Genomic DNA, 17,609 nt, shown 5'->3' with positions numbered 1-17,609 from the left:
AGCCACAGGTGCAACAGGAGCAACCGGTCCAACAGGAGCCACAGGAGATACGGGAGCGACAGGAGCCACAGGAGCCACAGGAGCGACTGGTCCAACGGGTGCAACCGGAGCAACAGGAGCCACAGGTGCAACAGGAGCAACCGGAGCAACAGGAGCGACAGGAGCGACCGGTCCAACAGCTGCAACAGGAGATACGGGAGCGACCGGTCCAACGGGTGCAACAGGAGATACGGGAGCGACAGGAGCCACAGGAGCCACAGGAGCGACAGGAGCGACTGGTCCAACGGGGGCAACAGGAGCCACAGGAGCGACTGGTCCAACGGGTGCAACCGGAGCAACGGGAGCCACAGGTGCAACAGGAGCGACAGGATCGACTGGTCCAACGGGTGCAACAGGAGATACGGGAGCCACAGGAGCAACAGGAGCAACAGGAGCGACAGGAGCGACTGGTCCAACGGGGGCAACAGGAGCCACAGGAGCGACAGGAGCAACGGGAGCCACAGGTGCAACAGGAGCGACAGGATCGACTGGTCCAACGGGTGCAACAGGAGCCACAGGAGCGACAGGAGCAACGGGAGCCACAGGTGCAACAGGAGCCACAGGAGCGACAGGAGCGACTGGTCCAACGGGTGCAACAGGAGATACGGGAGCAACAGGAGCAACTGGTCCAACGGGTGCAACAGGAGATACGGGAGCGACAGGAGCCACAGGAGCGACTGATCCAACGGGTGCAACAGGAGATACGGGAGCGACAGGAGCGACTGGTCCAACGGGTGCAACAGGAGATACGGGAGCGACAGGAGCCACAGGAGCGACTGATCCAACGGGTGCAACAGGAGCCACAGGAGCAGGGCTAGCTGAATTTGCATATGTATACAATCTAAGTGCTGAAACAGTAGCTTTAGAAGCCCCAGTGATTTTTGACTCAACTGGAATTATTACTGCTGGTATTACGCATGCCCCTGGAACTTCTCAAATTATAGTCACTAATCCAGGAAACTACGAGGTTACTTTTTCAGTTTCTGGCGTCGAGCCAAATCAATTCACCTTATTTGTAAATGGAGGTCCTGTGACGAACACAGTTTATGGTTCAGGAGCTGGTACTCAACAGAATAACGGTCAGGCAATCCTTGCTCTAGCAGCGGGTGACACGCTTACTCTTGTAAACCATACTTCCGCAGCAGCAGTGACTCTTCAAACTTTAGCAGGAGGAACCCAAACAAACGTGAACGCTTCTATTATTATTAAAAAATTAGACTAACTTAAATGTGTAGAGATGCTTATAGAAGCCCTCAAAAGGAGCTTTTCATTTGAAGAACTTTTTCAGCCGCTTATTGGAAGCCTTGCCCGGTGCTCGTCTCGTGCATGATTTGTTTTCCAATATATGTTTTAAAGTCATTTGTTCATAGGAGAAAGCAAACAAAAAACCCTAGAAATCCTTGAATGATCAAGGACTCTAGGGTTTTTTTGTTCAAACTTTGCAGGGTAATGAAATTAACGAGAGTAGAATTCAACGATTAGTTGTTCGCTGATTTCAGGCGCTAATTCAGAACGCTCTGGAAGACGAGTGAAAGTACCTTCAAGCTTTTCAGCATCGAAAGAAAGGTATTCAGGAACGAAGTTGTTTACTTCAACTGATTCTTTCACAACTGTTAGGTTTTGAGATTTCTCACGAAGAGCAATCGTTTGACCTGGTTTTACAGAGAAAGATGGGATGTCTACACGGCTTCCATCAACAAGGATGTGACCATGGTTCACTAGCTGACGAGCTTGGCGACGAGTACGAGCAAGGCCAAGACGGTATACTAGGTTGTCAAGGCGAGTTTCAAGAAGGATCATGAAGTTTTCACCTTGTTTACCAGGAATTTTAGCAGCTCTGTCAAATAGTGTACGGAATTGACGTTCGTTGACACCGTACATGTGACGAAGCTTTTGCTTCTCCTGTAATTGTAAACCATATTCAGATAGTTTTTTGCGTTGTCCTGGACCATGTGGGCCTGGAGCGTAAGGGCGTTTTTCAAGTTCCTTACCTGTTCCGCTTAATGAAATGCCTAAACGGCGGGAAATCTTCCAACTTGGACCTGTATAGCGAGCCATAATGTGACTCCTCCTTATTGTTTTTATTTGTGAAAAATAAAAACCGTCTGTTCTTCCTCTTTTTCGTCATTATGTTTTCATGCATCCTCGCTCCAGCAGCAGGGAGTTACAAGATGCACCTCCAAATAGAAGGAACAAAATGATACAAAAAAGCCGAACAAAAAGGCTGCCATATTTCACACAAAGTCTATTATATGACGCTGAATATAAGAAGTCAACCTATTTAGAGGGAGAAGATCAGGCATGGCGACTGTTCCTACAGATGAGAAAAAGAAAAAAGCAGACAATCAGTCTGCTTTTTCGGGGCATCATTATGCATCGGTAGAGGCTGACAAAGCATTCTGCAGGACCTCTGTAAATTGAACTAAGTACGTCTCATCCACTTCACTAAAACGATCTTTTACTGGGCTGTCAATGTCGAGTACTCCAATGATTTGGCCATTCACCCTGAGCGGAATGACAATCTCAGATTGCGATGCAGCATCACATGCAATATGGCCAGGGAACGCATGAACATCTGCGATACGCTGCACATCACCTGATGCAAAGGCTGTACCGCATACGCCTTTTCCAGATGGGATGCGTACACATGCAGGCAGTCCGTTAAACGGTCCAAGCACAAGCTCGCCGTCTTTTGCCAAATAAAACCCTGCCCAGTTCACTTCAGGGAGTGAGTGATACAATAACGCCGCAGCATTTGCCAAATTGGCGATAAGATCAGGTTCACCATCTGTAATGGCTTCTACTTGTTTGACAAGCAATTGATAGTCTTTCGATGAGTCGCCAGACTGTTTTTCGACATGAAACATGAAAATCTCCTACTTTCTATCTCAAAAATACATAACTTGCGTCTCGCATGTGGGATTTGTCGAGCAAATGTAAAAGGAACTTCCGCCTTCAGCTTGAAGTATGTACATATGAAGAGGAGTGAGCGGATGAAAACATCAACAACAGTGCAAACAAAAGACCGTATTATTGATGCTGCCGTCAGACTTTTTAACCAAAAAGGATTTTCTGGAACCTCTGTCCGTGAGATTGCGAAGGAAGCAAATGTCAACGTTGCTCATATATCTTATTACTTTCAAGGAAAAGGAGGGCTGCTAGAGCAGCTCGTATCCGATTTTTATGAAGGCTACATTCACATGATTGAAACACAAGTTCATCACATGGAGACCCGTCACGCAAAAGAGTGTTTACTTCATGTAGTTTTTGATATTTTATCTTATCAACATGAACACCGTCAATTAACCCGTTTCGTTTATCGAGAGGTGACGATTGATTCGACGCTCATCAGAGAAATCATGTCAACGTATTTAACAAAGGAAAAATATTTGTTTCAGCTCATGATTGAAAAAGGAAAAAGAACCCATGTGATTTGTGAGCAGCTCTCACTCTCATCATTTATGATTCAGCTAAAATCACTTCTGATGATGCCATATTTGCAGCCACAATATTTAACAGAGGTGCTTTATTTGAACCCAAACGAACCGTACTTTTATCAGATGTACTTTAAGGAACTGAGCCGCTCGCTTCATCATTTGCTAGAACCCAAAGAGCCGAAATTAGATACTCATCTGAAACTCATGATGTCTTCAAATTGATCATAGGCATACCCGAGATCTTCCGCTTGATGGGCATCAGAGCCGAATATGAGCGGAATTTTTTTCTGTTTTGCAAGATCAATCATCCATTGATCTAAATAGATACTTCTGGCATATGTTTTACGAAGACCCGATGTATTAAAATCTAAAGACATACCTTTTTTTGCCGTTTCTTCAAGACAAAGGGCGACCCTTTGACAGAGTTCAGGCGACATCTCATATGGGAAAAGCTGTTTATATTTCTGGACAAGGGTGATATGACCGATTCTCTTTGGCTTATAGTCGCCTAAAGATGATAGAATAGAAGAATGAATTTGCTCATAGTAGCATTGATAGACCTGTTCGATGCTGCCATAGATGTTCAACAGCTGCTGGAAGGCATGTTCATCAAAATCAAGACAAATATATTCATCGCCAGCAGGAAGAAAGTGAACAGACAAAATGCCGTCATCTAGTTTGGGGCCGTAGCAGTCTAAAAAGGCACTTGTTTCCTCTTCATACTCTTTGATATAGTCAACCTCAAGCCCAGTTTTTACTATTAATTGTCCTTTGTACTCTAGTTTCAGCTGATCCAGCTTCGTTAAATATGCTTCAAGGTCTTGGAGCTTCATGGCACTATCCTGCTCAGGCGTTGGATCTCGAAACGAAGGAGGCAGCGGGGCATGCTCGGTAAAGGTGATGGAATCAAATCCCTTTTTTATGGCTTTTTCAATATAAGAATGAAAAGGATCCAGAGAGCCGTGCGGGCAAAACGGTGTATGTAGATGTGCATCTTGTTTCAGCATGTCGTCACCTCTTGTCGATATTTTGAAAAACGTGATGTTTATCAGCGAAAATAATGAAAAATCATGACCAAAAATGCTGGTTACATGGTATCATAATAACAATGAAAACGACAGCTTCCGCATACATAAAAGTAGGTCACATCGATACGTGTGATCAAATGATAGAAAGCGTTCAAACACTTTCTTGGAAAAACATACATAAAACCGTGAATGGATGGTATTGGAAAACATACGATCCTGCTATAAAAACAAATGCAAAGCGGACACGAAAGGGTTCTCAGGTCTACTCGGGACACATTTACCCTGACATCACTTAGATCACAACAAGGGGGCTCATTATGGAGTTAATCATCGGTTTAATTGTCATTTTGCTTGCTTTGTTTTCAGTCGGTTATTTTTTGCGAAAAAATATATATAAAGAGATTGACCGATTGGAAGCATGGAAAATTGAAATTTTAAACAGATCAATTGTAGAAGAAATTTCAAAAATCAAACATTTAAAAATGACCGGAGAAACAGAGCAATTTTTTGAAAGATGGCGTGCGGAGTGGGACGATATCGTCACAGCCCATCTTCCAAAGGTAGAGGAGCTATTATATGATGCAGAAGAGTATTCTGATAAATATCGATTCTCCAAAGCCAAGCAAGTTCTTGCACATATTGGGAATTTGCTGACTGCTGCTGATTCGAATATTGAAGACATTTTAAAAGAGATTGCAGACCTTGTGACAAGTGAAGAGCAAAACCGAAAAGACATTGAAAAGGTCAAAGAGCAATATCAAACGGTTCGAAAAAATCTGCTTGCGTACAGCCATTTATATGGCACCCTTTATGACAAAATGGAGCAGGACTTAGATGAGGCCTGGGAAGGAATCAAGCAGTATGAAGAAGAGACAGAAAACGGGAACTACATGAAAGCAAGAAAAATTTTGCTTGAGCAAGACCGCAGACTCGATCAGCTTCAAATGTATATTAATGATGTACCGAAGCTTATTGCGGACTGCAAACAAACCGTACCAGGTCAGCTGACTAAGCTGAAAGACGGTTATAAAGAAATGACAGACAAAGGCTACAAGCTAGAGCACATCCAGATGACAAAAGAGCTGGAGAACTTAAATAAACAGCTGACCCGTGCGGAGAAGCTGCTCATTGATGAACTCAACTTAGATGAGGCATCAAGCATCCTGCAAATGATCGACGACGCGATTCAGACGCTGTATGATCAGCTGGAAGCAGAAGTAGAAGCAGGCCAGGAAATCAAAAGCAAAATGCCTGAGCTCACGGAAGCATTTGAAAAGCTTGAACAAGATCACACGCAAACAAAGGCAGAGACGGCTCTTGTGAAAGAAAGCTATAAGCTGACAGCCGGAGAGCTTGATCAACAGAAAGCATTCGAAAAGCGCTTAGAAGAAATCGAAAAGCTCATGAAGCAAATACGCGAGAAGCTTGATCGTGATCATGTGGCGTATTCATTATTAATGGATGAAATCAATCAGCTGGAGACCTTTATCGAGGATGCAAAAGCATTGCATGAAACGTTTAAAGACCATCTTCAATCATTAAGAAAAGAAGAATTACAAGCGAGAGAAACACTGGCTGAACTCAAAACAATGCTCACAGATACAGTGCGCCAACTGCATAAAAGCAACATTCCAGGCGTACCCGCTGACATCAAAGACCGTGCTGAAAAAGCGCAGGAGATGATTCAGCAAGTTCACGAGCAGCTGGAGAATCTGCCTCTAAACATGCCGGCAGTGAATCAACAATTAAAAGAAGCCTCTGAAACAGTGAAGAGTGTCACTCATGAGACACAAGAGATGCTCAGTAAAGTGGATCAAATTGAACGGATCATTCAATATGGGAATCGTTTCAGAAGTCAAAATCATATCTTATCAGAGCAATTAAAAGAGGCAGAACGAAGATTTTATGCCTACGATTATAACGGTTCTTTTGATGTGGCAGCATCGGCTGTTGAAAAAGCATCACCTGGCTCCGTGCAGAAGCTTTTAGCTCAGCAAGAAAAAGAATATCAGCACCAATAAAAAAGCTGAGGTCCATTAACAGGACTTCAGCTTTTTTCATGCTATGATGCTTGTTTCTGACGTTCTTCTGAAGCAGAAGAAGTGAAAAGAGAGATCACGAATCCAATCACGACTCCAAGTATAGCAGGCACAATCCAGCCGATGCCAAGGTCATATAAAGGTAATATCGTGTGAAAGATATCCGTCACTGGACCAATCGGGAGTTTCGCTGCTGCTAAACCGTCAAACAAACTGACGCAGCCTGTTAAAATTAAAGAGAGTACATAAACAGGTCTTCTATGTCCAAGCCATTTATCTGCAAGTGATAGAACAATGATCACAATCGCTAGCGGGTAAATCGCAGTTAACACTGGTACAGAGAAAGCGATAATATGAGCAAGTCCAAAATTTGAAATGATAAAACTGAATAAAGTTACGAGTGTCACGACTGTTTTATAAGAAAGTTTAGGTAATAATTTCGAGAAATACTCCCCGCAGGATGTGACAAGACCAATACTTGTTGTTAAACACGCCACTGTAATTGCGGCACCTAACACAATATTTCCTAGACTGCCGAAAAGGAATTGAGAAGACTGAGCCAAGATTTTACTGCCATCTCCAACAAAACCAATTGCGTGTGTACTTGAAGCGCCTAAATAAGCAAGCGATAGATAAACAAAAGTTAATCCGCACGCTGCAATTAGACCAGCTTTGATACAAGCAGAAGCGAGTGCTTTCTTACTTGTCACACCGCGTCCTTTAATGGCGTTGATAACAACAACCCCAAACACAATAGAAGCAAGAGCGTCCATTGTTTTATAGCCCTCTAGAAATCCTTTAAAAAATGATCCGTTGCTATAGGATGCATCAGGATTGCCAATTACGCCCATCGGCGTCAAAATCGCTTTGACAATAATGATTAAAATAATCGTAAATTTAATTGGTGTTAACACTTTCCCTACACGATCCACAATTTTCGTTGGATTTAGAGCAAGGTAATACGTAATACCGAAAAAGGCAAGTGTGAATAAAAGAAGTGAGAGCCAAGCTGGTACACCCGCTAAAAAGGGTAATGCGCCAATCTCATATGAGACTGTTCCTGTACGAGGAATAGCGAAAAGCGGCCCAATGGATAAATATAAAATGACTGTAAAGGCTGTTCCAAAAACTGGGTGTGCTTTATCCGCAAGTCCCTTTGCGTCACGCCCTGTTAAAGCGATCGCTATAATCCCAAGAAGGGGTAAACCGACACCTGTTAATAAAAATCCGCCCATTGCTTTCCACACATTTTGCCCAGCATATTGCCCAAGTTCTGGTGGATAAATCATATTACCGGCGCCGAAGAATAGAGCAAATAGCATAAATCCTATAATAACCGTATCTTTCGTCGACAAAGTTGCCTTCATTGAATATAAAGCCTCCAATATTATGTTGAAATATTCTGTTAATTAGTTGCTAAAACCGTTCTGCATTAACATTCACTAATTATAAAGGATGTACGCCTGATGTCAACATGTGTTTTCGTACAAAAGTCATGAATTTTTCTATTTTAGTATATGGAGAACAATAAAAAAACATCCCCTGGTGAAGGGGATGTTGAAGATCATTATGAAGCGAGTTGTTTTGGTGGGCTGGTAAACATTGAAATGAGTACACCAATACATGCGCCAATAATCGCTGGAATAACCCAGCCAATACCTAAATTGTAAAATGGAATAAATGAACCTAAGATGTCAGGCAAACCACCGAGATTGATTTTAGCAGCCAATAAGCCGTCGATGATGGCAAAAAATCCAGTGAAGATCAGGGGTACGACATAAATGACTCGTCTACCGTTAATCCAGCGGTCAAGGAACGACATTAAAATAATAACAATTGCCAGTGGATATATCGCCACAAGTACAGGGACTGATAGAGAGATAATTTGTGCCAGTCCAAGGTTTGCAACGAATGTGCTAAATAAAGAAACAATGAGAATGACTGCACGATAAGAAAGTGATGGGAAAAGCTTTGAAAAATATTCGCCACAAGATGAGACAAGTCCAATACTTGTTGTTAGACAAGCGAATAAAATGGCTGCGCCAAGTACAATGTTACCTGCAGAACCGAATAAAAAGTTAGCAGATAGTGAAAGTAGTTTGCCACCTTCATTTGCCCCAACCATTCCGGTTGCATCGGGACTTGAAGCACCGACATAAGCAAGTGAGATATATACTAGTGCAAGTCCAGCTGCTGCAACAAGACCAGCTTTTATACATGCCGCCGCAAGAGATTTGCGCTCTGTGATGCCTCTTTCTTTAACAGCTGTCACAACAACGATTCCAAATACGAGAGAAGCGAGAGCATCCATTGTTTTATAGCCCTCTAAAAACCCAGTGAAGAGAGGGCTTGTTTCATAAGTTGCATCAGGCGCACCAATGATTCCCATCGGTGTAGCAATGGCTTTAAACACAATAATCGCAATGACCGTTAATAAGATTGGTGTCAACACTTTGCCGATTCGATCAACCAGTTTTGAAGGATTCAAAGCGAGCAAATATGTAATCGTGAAAAACACAAGGGTGAATAAGAATAACGGTATCCATGAAGAGGATTGTGCTTTTGACAGAAACGGTGCTAATCCAATCTCGTAAGAAACCGTACCTGTTCGAGGGATAGCAAAAAACGGTCCTATGGATAAATATAGAATGACAGTGAAAATGGTTCCAAAAATAGGATGAGCTTTATCCGCAAGCCCTTTTGCACCGGTACCTGTAAGGGCGATCGCAATAACCCCTAGAAGCGGCAGACCGACTCCTGTTAGTAAAAATCCACCGATAGCAAGCCATACATTCTCACCCGCATATTGTCCAAGGACTGGTGGGAAAATCATATTTCCTGCGCCAAAGAATAATGCAAAAAGCATTAAACCAATGGCTAATGTCTCTTTTATACTTAAACTATTTTTCAAAATAGTTCCTCCTCAATCAGTGTATTGTGCCAAATTTAAATATTCTGACAATTTAGGTGGTTATGTGACAATTGCACTATGGATGATATTATGAAAATAAAAAGTTGTCAACTGCCGTTTTCAGAAAATTCTCTGTCTGACATCAATATGGTAACATATAAATGCATTTATTTTTAAAGTTTTTTGTAAGGAGTCCAGGTATGATTTATCTTGATAATAGTGCAACAACAAAACCGTACCCTGAGGTTTTACAAGTATATCAACAAGTGAGTGAACGTTTTTTTGGAAATCCGTCCTCGCTTCATCAGCTCGGGATTGATGCAAGCAGGCTGCTAAGTGAAACGCGAAAACAAATGCTTCACTATACAGGCTTTAAACAATATGAGATTATTTTCACTTCTGGCGCAACAGAAGCGAATAACATCGCCATTAAAGGGGCTGCTCTCGCCAAGATGAATCGGGGCAAACACATTGTGACAACAACAATTGAGCATCCCTCTGTCATCGAATCGTTTGAACAGCTGAAAACTTTATTTGGCTTTGATATCTCTTATATTCAAGTAAATGAGCATGGCCATGTAGATTTAACTCAATTAAAAGAAGTACTTCGCCCTGATACAGTGCTTGTCAGTATGATGCATGTGAACAACGAAACAGGTGCCATCCAGCCAATTGAAGAAGCGGCTGGCATCATTCGTGAGCATGCAAAAGACGCACTCTTTCATGTCGACGGGGTGCAGGGCATTGGCAAGGTATCCCTCAATAAACACGTCGATGTTGATCTTTTGACGATGTCAGGTCACAAGATTCATGGCTTGAAAGGGACGGGTGCTCTCTTTTTAAAAAAAGGTACAGAGCTTGCACCTTTCATCACAGGAGGAGAGCAGGAATTTGGTCTCCGTTCAGGTACTGAAAACCCTGCTGGAGCTGTCAGCTTAGCAAAAGCCATGAAACAATCATTTGCACATGCTGAAAAGCATCATGATGAGATGCTGGCGCTGAAAACTCAGCTGCAAAAGAAGCTTGGAGAAATAGAAGGTGTTGTCCTCAACACACCGCTGACGCAAAGTGCGCCGCACATTGTGAATTTTTCAGTGCCAGGTATTCAAATCGAAGTCCTACTCCATATGCTAGAAAAAGAAGGCATTTACGTATCCACAACATCTGCCTGCTCAGCCAAGAAAAAAGAGCCAAGCCGTGTGCTGCTAGCTATGGGGAAAGCAGAAGAAGTGGCCAAAAGCAGTATGAGAATCAGTTTGACGTATGGACAAGGACCAGAGCTTACGAAGCGTATCATCACATCTATCGCACAAAGTGTAAAAAAACTAAAAGGAATGAGATAACAGCATGAAATATGATCACATTTTAGTCCGTTTTGGTGAGATCTCAACAAAAGGGAAAAATAGAAAGAAATTTATTGAAAAACTAAGACAGCATATTCGGTTCGTATTGAAAGATTTTGAAGCATTAAAGTACGCATCTGACAGAGACCGCATCACCATCATGCTGAACGGAGAAGACCCTGAACCGATTTCAGAGCACCTCAAAAGTGTATTTGGGATTCAGAGCTTTAGTCTTGCGGTAAAATGTGAAACGAATCTGGACGCAATCAAAGAAGCGGCGCTAACGGCAGTGCAGGAAGTGTACGAAAAAGGGAATACATTTAAAGTCTCAACGAAGCGCTCATACAAACAATTTGAGCTTGATTCAAATGAGATGAACCGCGAAATTGGCGGACATGTTCTTAAGAATACGGAAAACTTAACGGTTAATGTGAAACAGCCAGATGTTCATTTGCGAATTGAAATCAGAGAACATGCGACGTATATTACATTTAAAGATGTAAAGGGTGCAGGAGGTTTGCCAGTCGGTTCAAGCGGAAGAGCGATGCTCATGCTTTCAGGCGGCTTTGACAGCCCAGTTGCCGGCTATCAGGCCATGAAACGCGGAATTCAAATTGAAGCTGTTCATTTCTTTAGTCCCCCGTATACAAGTGAACGTGCCAAGCAAAAGGTCATTGATCTTGCAGAATGTTTAGCCGCATATGGAGGCGAAGTGAAGCTGCACATTGTTCCTTTCACCAAAATCCAAGAGTTAATTCACAAACAAGTACCTGAAAACTATACAATGACATCAACGAGAAGAATGATGCTGAAAATAGCAGATAAAATAAGAGCGAAGCGTGATGCACTTGCGATTATTACCGGTGAAAGCCTTGGCCAAGTCGCAAGCCAGACGCTTGAAAGTATGTATGCCATTAATCATGTCACAAATACGCCAATCATTCGCCCGCTGATTGCTGTTGATAAAAATGACATTATTGATGAAGCGAGACGAATTGGCACATATGATACAAGCATTCAGCCTTTTGAGGATTGCTGTACAATCTTTACGCCACCGTCGCCTAAAACGAAACCAAAGCTTGAAAAAGTAGAACGCTACGAAAGCTTTGCTGATTTCGAGCCAATGCTTGACGAGGCAGTTGAGCAAATCGAAACCATCATTGTCACAAATGAAAAGAAAGCGGCAGACGAATTCGCTGATTTATTTTAAAGAAAAAATTTCATAATAATTACCATAAAATTGATCGCATGAAGTCATGTGTTTCTACACATTCTATATTCACAAGGAGGTGAGAACACATGGCTCAACAAAATAGACAAAGCAGTTCTAATCAATTAGTCGTTCCAGGCGCTGCACAAGCGATCGACCAAATGAAGTATGAAATCGCTTCAGAATTTGGTGTAAACCTTGGACCAGAAACAACAGCTCGCGCTAACGGATCAGTTGGTGGAGAAATCACTAAACGTCTTGTATCTTACGCTCAACAACATATGGGTGGCGGATCTTTCTAAGACACACAATTGAAAAGCTATGGCTTATGAGCGGGATCATTCCCGCTCTTTTCTTTTTTTACATATAAATTGTTAGAATATTTTTGAAAAAGAGGACGAATGGAGAAAATTATGGCATAATACTAGGAGTAGGTCCTAATTCAAGCATTTTTCAGTTATGAATGTTAGAATAGGTAAATTGAAACATGAATGGTTTCATAGAAAGAGGCAAAAAGGAGCTGTACCATGAAAAGAGAAGACTTAATTGCACCAGAACAATATAACTTAGTCAGCGAGATTGAAGCATTCAGTCATAACCGCGAGAAAATGGCTCTGCACTGGCAGGACGGAAATGGCGGAGAAGCGCATGTGACTTATGCAGCATTAGTGGAAGATGCCAATAAAATCGGTCATGTGTTGTTAGATGCAGGCTTTAAAAAAGGCGATAAAATCATTGTGATGGTGCCACGCATGCTAGAGGCATACAGCATTTATTTGGCTATTTTGAAAACAGGGATGGTCGTCATTCCTTGTTCAGAAATGCTTCGTGCGAAGGACTTAGATTATCGAATTGAACATGCGGAAGCAAAGGGAGCGATTGTTTACGCGTCATTCATTCAATCGTTCGAGGGAACGAATCAGCCAAATGATTTTAAAACATTCTCGATTGGTGAAAACGATCATGGCTGGACAAACATTCTAGCGCAAAAGGATCAGCAATCAAGCGAGCTGCAAATGGCTCAAACAGAACGGACAGACATGGCGTTTTTATCCTATACATCAGGCACAACAGGTAACCCAAAAGGGGTTGTGCATACACACGGCTGGGCGTATGCACATTTACGGACAGCTGCTAAAGCATGGCTCGCTATTAATGAAGGAGATAAAGTATGGGCAACAGCAGGACCAGGCTGGCAAAAATGGGTGTGGAGTCCTCTCTTATCTGTTTTAGGAAGTGGAGCGGAAGGCTTTGTATACGGAGGAAAGTTTAATCCAAATACGTACTTAGAATTGCTTCAAAAAAATGAAATCAATGTCCTATGCTGTACACCAACAGAATATCGGTTTATGGCCAAAGTTGATGACTTGAGTCAGTACGAGCTGCCGAAGCTTCATAGTGCTGTTTCTGCGGGAGAGCCGCTGAACCGTGAAGTCATTGATACATTCAAAAACCATTTCGATATAGAAGTAAGAGATGGGTACGGCCAAACAGAAAGTACTCTGCTAGTAGGGGTCCTAAAAGGAATGGACATCAAGGCTGGCAGTATGGGAAAACCAACCCCTGGCAACGAAGTGGACATCATTGATGAGGACGGCAACGTATGCGCTCCAGGAGAAGTGGGTGATATTGCTGTTCATCTTGAAACGCCGGCTCTATTTAAGGAATACTATAAAGATGAAGAGCGTACAAAGGCGCAGCGCCGTGGAAAGTACTTTATCACGGGTGACCGTGCGAAAAAAGACGAAGATGGGTACTTCTGGTTTGAAAGCCGCAGAGATGACATCATTGTCAGCTCAGGCTATACCATTGGACCGTTTGAAGTGGAAGATGCACTGATCAAGCATCCAGCAGTGAAGGAATGTGCGGTTGTGGCGAGCCCAGATGAAATCAGAGGGTCCATCGTCAAAGCATACGTTGTCCTTCGTGATGGCACTGCGCAAAGTGATGAACTGATCAAAGAACTGCAAACACATGTAAAAAACACAACAGCACCGTACAAATACCCAAGAGAAATCGAATTCATTGACGAGCTGCCAAAAACACCGTCAGCGAAAATTCGTCGTGTAGAGCTGAGAGAAAGAGAGCTTGCACGAAAAGGATAATCAAGGATGAAACGACAAGCGTTGGATGAAAAGCATCCAGCGCTTTTTTTGTAGGACAAATCAAATTCGTAGAAAGCTTTCATATTGTTCTATGTTAAAATGTGTAGGAATTGCTTGAAAAAGGAGAATGATTGAAGATGTCCATTGCTATCATTCATGGAATTGTGCTTGCCTTTGGTCTTATATTACCTTTGGGAGCTCAAAATGTATTTGTATTTCAACAAGGGGCGCTTCAGCCTCGCTTGTATTGAGTATTACCTGTCGTCATCACAGCGGCTCTTTGTGATACACTTTTGATTGCTCTAGCAGTCATCGGTGTTTCGGTTGTGGTGTTAACCATTCCTATGCTCCAAATCGGTCTTTATATCATTGGGTTTTGTTTTTTACTTTATATGGGCTGATCGGTGTGGAACACAAGCTCAGCATCAGGTGATAAAAAGAAGACAGACATGATGCCTGCGAGAAAGCAAATCGTTTTTGCCTGTTCAGTTTCACTTTTAAACCCTCACGCGATTCTCGATACAATTGGTGTCATTGGAACGAATTCTCTCCAATATAGCGGTGCTGAAAAAATGGCGTTTACACTGGCCTGTATCATTGTCTCGTGGTTATGGTTTATCGGGCTTGCTCTTTTAGGGAAAATGTTAGGGAAGTTAGATACAAACGGCAAGTGGATGAATCGTATCAATAAAGCTTCGGCGATCATGATCTGGCTGGTCGCGTTATATATCGCGTATCAGCTTGTTGGTTAAAGGGTACATGGAGAATACATTAAAGAAGCGTTTGGGCGTAAAAAACTAGACGCTTTTTGTGCAATTTGGAAGTTTAGCAACCAATCCTTGCATGAGCGATACGCTCATGCTTTTTCATGTTCATTTTTTAAAAATCGTTTGATTTAATAGGCGGAGAGCTTGTACGATGTCATCCATTTGTTCTATGTCTGAGGGAGATAGGCTGCCAATTAGCATCGATTCAATATGCTGGAATGCTTCGTTCATACAGGCTCGGCCTTTTTCAGAAAGCATAATCACATGCTTTCGTTTGTCAGCTTGATCTTCTTGTCTATCGATGAATTGCTTTTCGTGAAGTTTCTTTAGTTCTCTGCTGACATTTGGTAGAGACATGTGATGACAATCAGCAATTTCACTAGGTGTAAGCGGCTCACTGACAGCTAGCTGCTCTAGAATCAAATATTGTAAGGTTGTTAATTCAGATGGTTTGACTTTGCTCATCAGGTCATGTTTTCGCTCAGAAAAAGTAGAAGCAAATGCTACGAACTCCTTGAAGAAATGTGGATTTTTCATGATTTTCACCTCCTACGTAACATACCAAATTTATTATCAAAAAACAATTATCATTTGACAACTATATAGATTAGGTATATTATTTTGTTATCAAATGATAACTAAAGGAGACAAAACATGAATGTACTCATTATTTATACTCACCCTCATCACAATAGTTTAAATGGTGCTTTTTTGAAAGAAATCGTCAAAGGTAGTGAAGAAAATCCAAAGGTTCATGAAGTGAGGATTATTGATTTATATCAAGAAGAATTTGATCCTGTTCTTATTTTTAATGAAGAGAAAAAAAGGCGTGATATGCATAAGGATCCTGACATTCAGGTGTATCAGGAAAAGATCAAATGGGCAGATAAAATCGTGTTTGTTTATCCGATTTGGTGGGGGCGGCCGCCAGCCATGCTGCTTGGCTTTATCGATCGCATGTTTGCTGCGAATTTCGCCTATCGTCAAACAGGCGGGCTGCTTCCAGAAGGGCTGTTAAAAGGAAAAAGCGCCGTTTGTGTATCGACTATGCAAGGGCCGACAAATTATCCATTCTTCTTTTTGCAAAATGCCCACAAGATATTAATGAAACGAGCACTTTTACAATATGTCGGGATCAAACCTGTGAAATTCTTTGAATTTGGCATGATGGAAAGTCCAAAAGGAAAACATGACGTCAAGTTAAACCGGATATACAACTATTTTCGAAAAATGAGCTCGTAAAACACCTGCTTGAGTCACTTTTCTTCTAATTTGATCCTATTATGTTTTAAAATGACAGAGAGGGTGGGATGACTCATCGTCGTCATTTGAAAAGGGGGATATAGATGAAGAAAACATTGTTTAAAGATGCAGCTCTTTTAACGCTTGATCCATCTTTAGGTTTTCTGGAAAAGGGAGATTTACTAATTGAAGGGGCGCACATTTTAGAAGTCGCACCTTCGATTGACGCAAGTGATGCAGACATTGTCGATGCATCCGATATGGTGATCATGCCAGGGCTTGTGGATACACATCGTCATGTGTGGCAGTCTGTCATCCGGGGTATAGGAACAGATTGGTCTTTACAGACGTATTTGAGCAAAATATATTATGGCAACTATGGAGCGATGAGACGTCCATCAGACGATCGAATTTCCAATTATTTAGGGGCATTAGAGGCTTTAGATGCAGGGGTGACCACGTTTTTAGACTGGACGATGATCAATTCAATGGATCATACAGATGAGCTCATAGGAGGATTAAAAGATGCGGGCATTCGGGCTGTTTTTGCTTTTGGTACATCTGGAGATGCTGAATATTGGGATAGGGGGAGTACACTCACCAATATGGAAGATGCAGCCCGCGTGAAAAAAACGTATTTCCAATCAACAGATCAGCTTTTGACGATGGGGCTTGCCATTCGTGGACCTGAGTTTTCCTCGTGGGAGACCTCAGTATTTGAAATTGAAACAGCCAGGTCTTTAGATGCATTATGTAGCATGCACATTGGTTTTGGGAATTGGGGAGCGGAGGATCGCTCGATTGAGCGGCTTCACAAAGCAGGGTTACTAGGACCGGATCTAAACATGGTGCATATCAATGCAATTGATGCGGATCAAATGAAAATGCTGTCTGGCAGTGGAAGCTCAATCTCTATTACACCTGAGATTGAGATGATGATGGGGCACGGTTATCCTGTAACAGGGCTTGCAATTGAGAATGGAGTACTTCCAACGCTTGGTGTAGATGTGGTAACAGCCACAGGCGGAGATTTGTTTGCTCAAATGAAATTCGGGCTTCAGGCAGAGCGGGCGATTCAAAATCAATCATTATTGATGGAGGGGACGATGCCAGGACCTGAACTTGGGCTCTCTGCTCATCAAATGCTTGAAGCTGCGACGATCAATGGGGCTCGTGCACTAAAGCTTGATGATAAAATTGGGTCACTCTCACCTGGGAAAGAAGCTGATTTCATCCTGATTGATCGGACAAGCATGAATCTTCTGCCGATGACAGATCCAGCTGGAGCGGTTGTCCAGACGGCACATCCTTCAAATGTTGATTCTGTCTATGTTGCTGGAAAAGCAGTGAAGCAAAACGGGAAGCTTGTCGGTGTGAACCTAGAAGAGGTGAAACAAAAAGCTTATGCGGCAAGAGACCATATTTTATCGCACAAGTTTGAATCAACACCATCGTAAATAAAGCACAATATCCCCATAGGCGAGGCCT

The 17,609-nt window shown here is 42.3% G+C and carries 15 protein-coding genes and 1 pseudogene; 10 read left to right on the top strand and 6 right to left on the bottom strand.

What is annotated here, in order from left to right:
- On the top strand, nucleotides 1-1,261 hold a 1,261-nt coding region (locus tag BA70_RS09225; protein ID WP_034321076.1), incomplete at its 5' end, for a BclA C-terminal domain-containing protein.
- A gap of 233 nt (nucleotides 1,262-1,494) precedes the next feature.
- Here the strand turns inward: BA70_RS09225 and rpsD are convergent.
- Both rpsD and BA70_RS09210 read right to left on the bottom strand, forming a co-directional pair.
- A complete protein-coding gene (gene rpsD / locus BA70_RS09220; protein ID WP_034321074.1) occupies nucleotides 1,495-2,097 on the bottom strand; it encodes a 30S ribosomal protein S4 in 603 nt (200 codons plus the stop codon).
- Between the two features lie 311 nt (nucleotides 2,098-2,408).
- Nucleotides 2,409-2,906 (bottom strand): GAF domain-containing protein, encoded by a 498-nt coding sequence (locus tag BA70_RS09210; protein WP_034321070.1) that lies wholly within the window; start codon nucleotides 2,904-2,906, stop codon nucleotides 2,409-2,411.
- Nucleotides 2,907-3,032: 126 nt separating this feature from the next.
- On the opposite strand from BA70_RS09210, the gene refZ reads away from it, so the two are divergent.
- Nucleotides 3,033-3,698: a forespore capture DNA-binding protein RefZ gene (gene refZ / locus BA70_RS09205; protein WP_034321067.1), complete on the top strand. Its 666-nt coding sequence runs from the start codon at nucleotides 3,033-3,035 to the stop codon at nucleotides 3,696-3,698.
- Here refZ and hisJ read toward each other — a convergent pair.
- The gene (gene hisJ / locus BA70_RS09200) at nucleotides 3,668-4,483 is read right to left on the bottom strand and encodes a histidinol-phosphatase HisJ (protein ID WP_034321064.1); all 816 of its coding nucleotides are present in this window, start codon (nucleotides 4,481-4,483) and stop codon (nucleotides 3,668-3,670) included. The two genes, refZ and hisJ, sit on opposite strands and share 31 nt — an antisense overlap.
- A 338-nt stretch (nucleotides 4,484-4,821) precedes the next feature.
- Between hisJ and ezrA the strand changes: the two genes are divergently transcribed.
- The gene (ezrA, locus tag BA70_RS09195; protein ID WP_034321060.1) at nucleotides 4,822-6,525 is read left to right on the top strand and encodes a septation ring formation regulator EzrA; all 1,704 of its coding nucleotides are present in this window, start codon (nucleotides 4,822-4,824) and stop codon (nucleotides 6,523-6,525) included.
- A 41-nt stretch (nucleotides 6,526-6,566) separates the two neighbouring features.
- Here the strand turns inward: ezrA and brnQ (BA70_RS09190) are convergent, their stop codons facing one another.
- Both brnQ (BA70_RS09190) and brnQ (BA70_RS09185) read right to left on the bottom strand, forming a co-directional pair.
- Nucleotides 6,567-7,910: a branched-chain amino acid transport system II carrier protein gene (brnQ, locus tag BA70_RS09190; RefSeq protein ID WP_034321059.1), complete on the bottom strand. Its 1,344-nt coding sequence runs from the start codon at nucleotides 7,908-7,910 to the stop codon at nucleotides 6,567-6,569.
- 200 nt (nucleotides 7,911-8,110) lie between these two features.
- Nucleotides 8,111-9,454 carry a branched-chain amino acid transport system II carrier protein gene (brnQ, locus tag BA70_RS09185; RefSeq protein ID WP_034321056.1) on the bottom strand — a complete coding sequence of 448 codons (1,344 nt, stop codon included), beginning with the start codon at nucleotides 9,452-9,454 and terminating at the stop codon, nucleotides 8,111-8,113.
- 200 nt (nucleotides 9,455-9,654) lie between these two features.
- Between brnQ (BA70_RS09185) and BA70_RS09180 the strand changes: the two genes are divergently transcribed.
- The 5 genes and pseudogenes from BA70_RS09180 (at nucleotide 9,655) to BA70_RS09160 (ending at nucleotide 14,864) form a co-directional block, all read left to right on the top strand.
- Entirely contained in the window at nucleotides 9,655-10,797 is a 1,143-nt protein-coding gene (locus BA70_RS09180; RefSeq protein ID WP_034321053.1) for a cysteine desulfurase family protein, read from the top strand.
- Between the two features lie 4 nt (nucleotides 10,798-10,801).
- Complete coding sequence (gene thiI, locus BA70_RS09175; protein ID WP_034321049.1) at nucleotides 10,802-12,007, top strand: tRNA uracil 4-sulfurtransferase ThiI; 1,206 nt, start codon at nucleotides 10,802-10,804, stop codon at nucleotides 12,005-12,007.
- A gap of 89 nt (nucleotides 12,008-12,096) precedes the next feature.
- Entirely contained in the window at nucleotides 12,097-12,309 is a 213-nt protein-coding gene (locus tag BA70_RS09170; protein WP_003216385.1) for an alpha/beta-type small acid-soluble spore protein, read from the top strand.
- Between the two features lie 225 nt (nucleotides 12,310-12,534).
- Nucleotides 12,535-14,112: an acyl-CoA synthetase MbcS gene (gene mbcS / locus BA70_RS09165; protein WP_034321046.1), complete on the top strand. Its 1,578-nt coding sequence runs from the start codon at nucleotides 12,535-12,537 to the stop codon at nucleotides 14,110-14,112.
- A gap of 137 nt (nucleotides 14,113-14,249) precedes the next feature.
- Nucleotides 14,250-14,864 (top strand): annotated as a pseudogene (locus BA70_RS09160) (LysE/ArgO family amino acid transporter).
- A 120-nt stretch (nucleotides 14,865-14,984) separates the two neighbouring features.
- Here BA70_RS09160 and BA70_RS09155 read toward each other — a convergent pair.
- A complete protein-coding gene (locus tag BA70_RS09155; RefSeq protein WP_034321043.1) occupies nucleotides 14,985-15,416 on the bottom strand; it encodes a MarR family winged helix-turn-helix transcriptional regulator in 432 nt (143 codons plus the stop codon).
- A 117-nt stretch (nucleotides 15,417-15,533) separates the two neighbouring features.
- Here BA70_RS09155 and BA70_RS09150 point away from each other — a divergent pair, with 117 nt between their 5' ends.
- The gene (locus BA70_RS09150) at nucleotides 15,534-16,121 is read left to right on the top strand and encodes an NAD(P)H-dependent oxidoreductase (RefSeq protein ID WP_034321040.1); all 588 of its coding nucleotides are present in this window, start codon (nucleotides 15,534-15,536) and stop codon (nucleotides 16,119-16,121) included.
- Between the two features lie 104 nt (nucleotides 16,122-16,225).
- Entirely contained in the window at nucleotides 16,226-17,578 is a 1,353-nt protein-coding gene (locus BA70_RS09145; RefSeq protein ID WP_034321038.1) for an amidohydrolase family protein, read from the top strand.
- Nucleotides 17,579-17,609: the final 31 nt, after the last annotated feature.

It is taken from the genome of Bacillus zhangzhouensis, assembly GCF_000715205.1.
Classification (GTDB): Bacteria; Bacillota; Bacilli; order Bacillales; family Bacillaceae; genus Bacillus; species Bacillus zhangzhouensis.
This window is presented reverse-complemented; position numbering and strand designations above follow the sequence as displayed.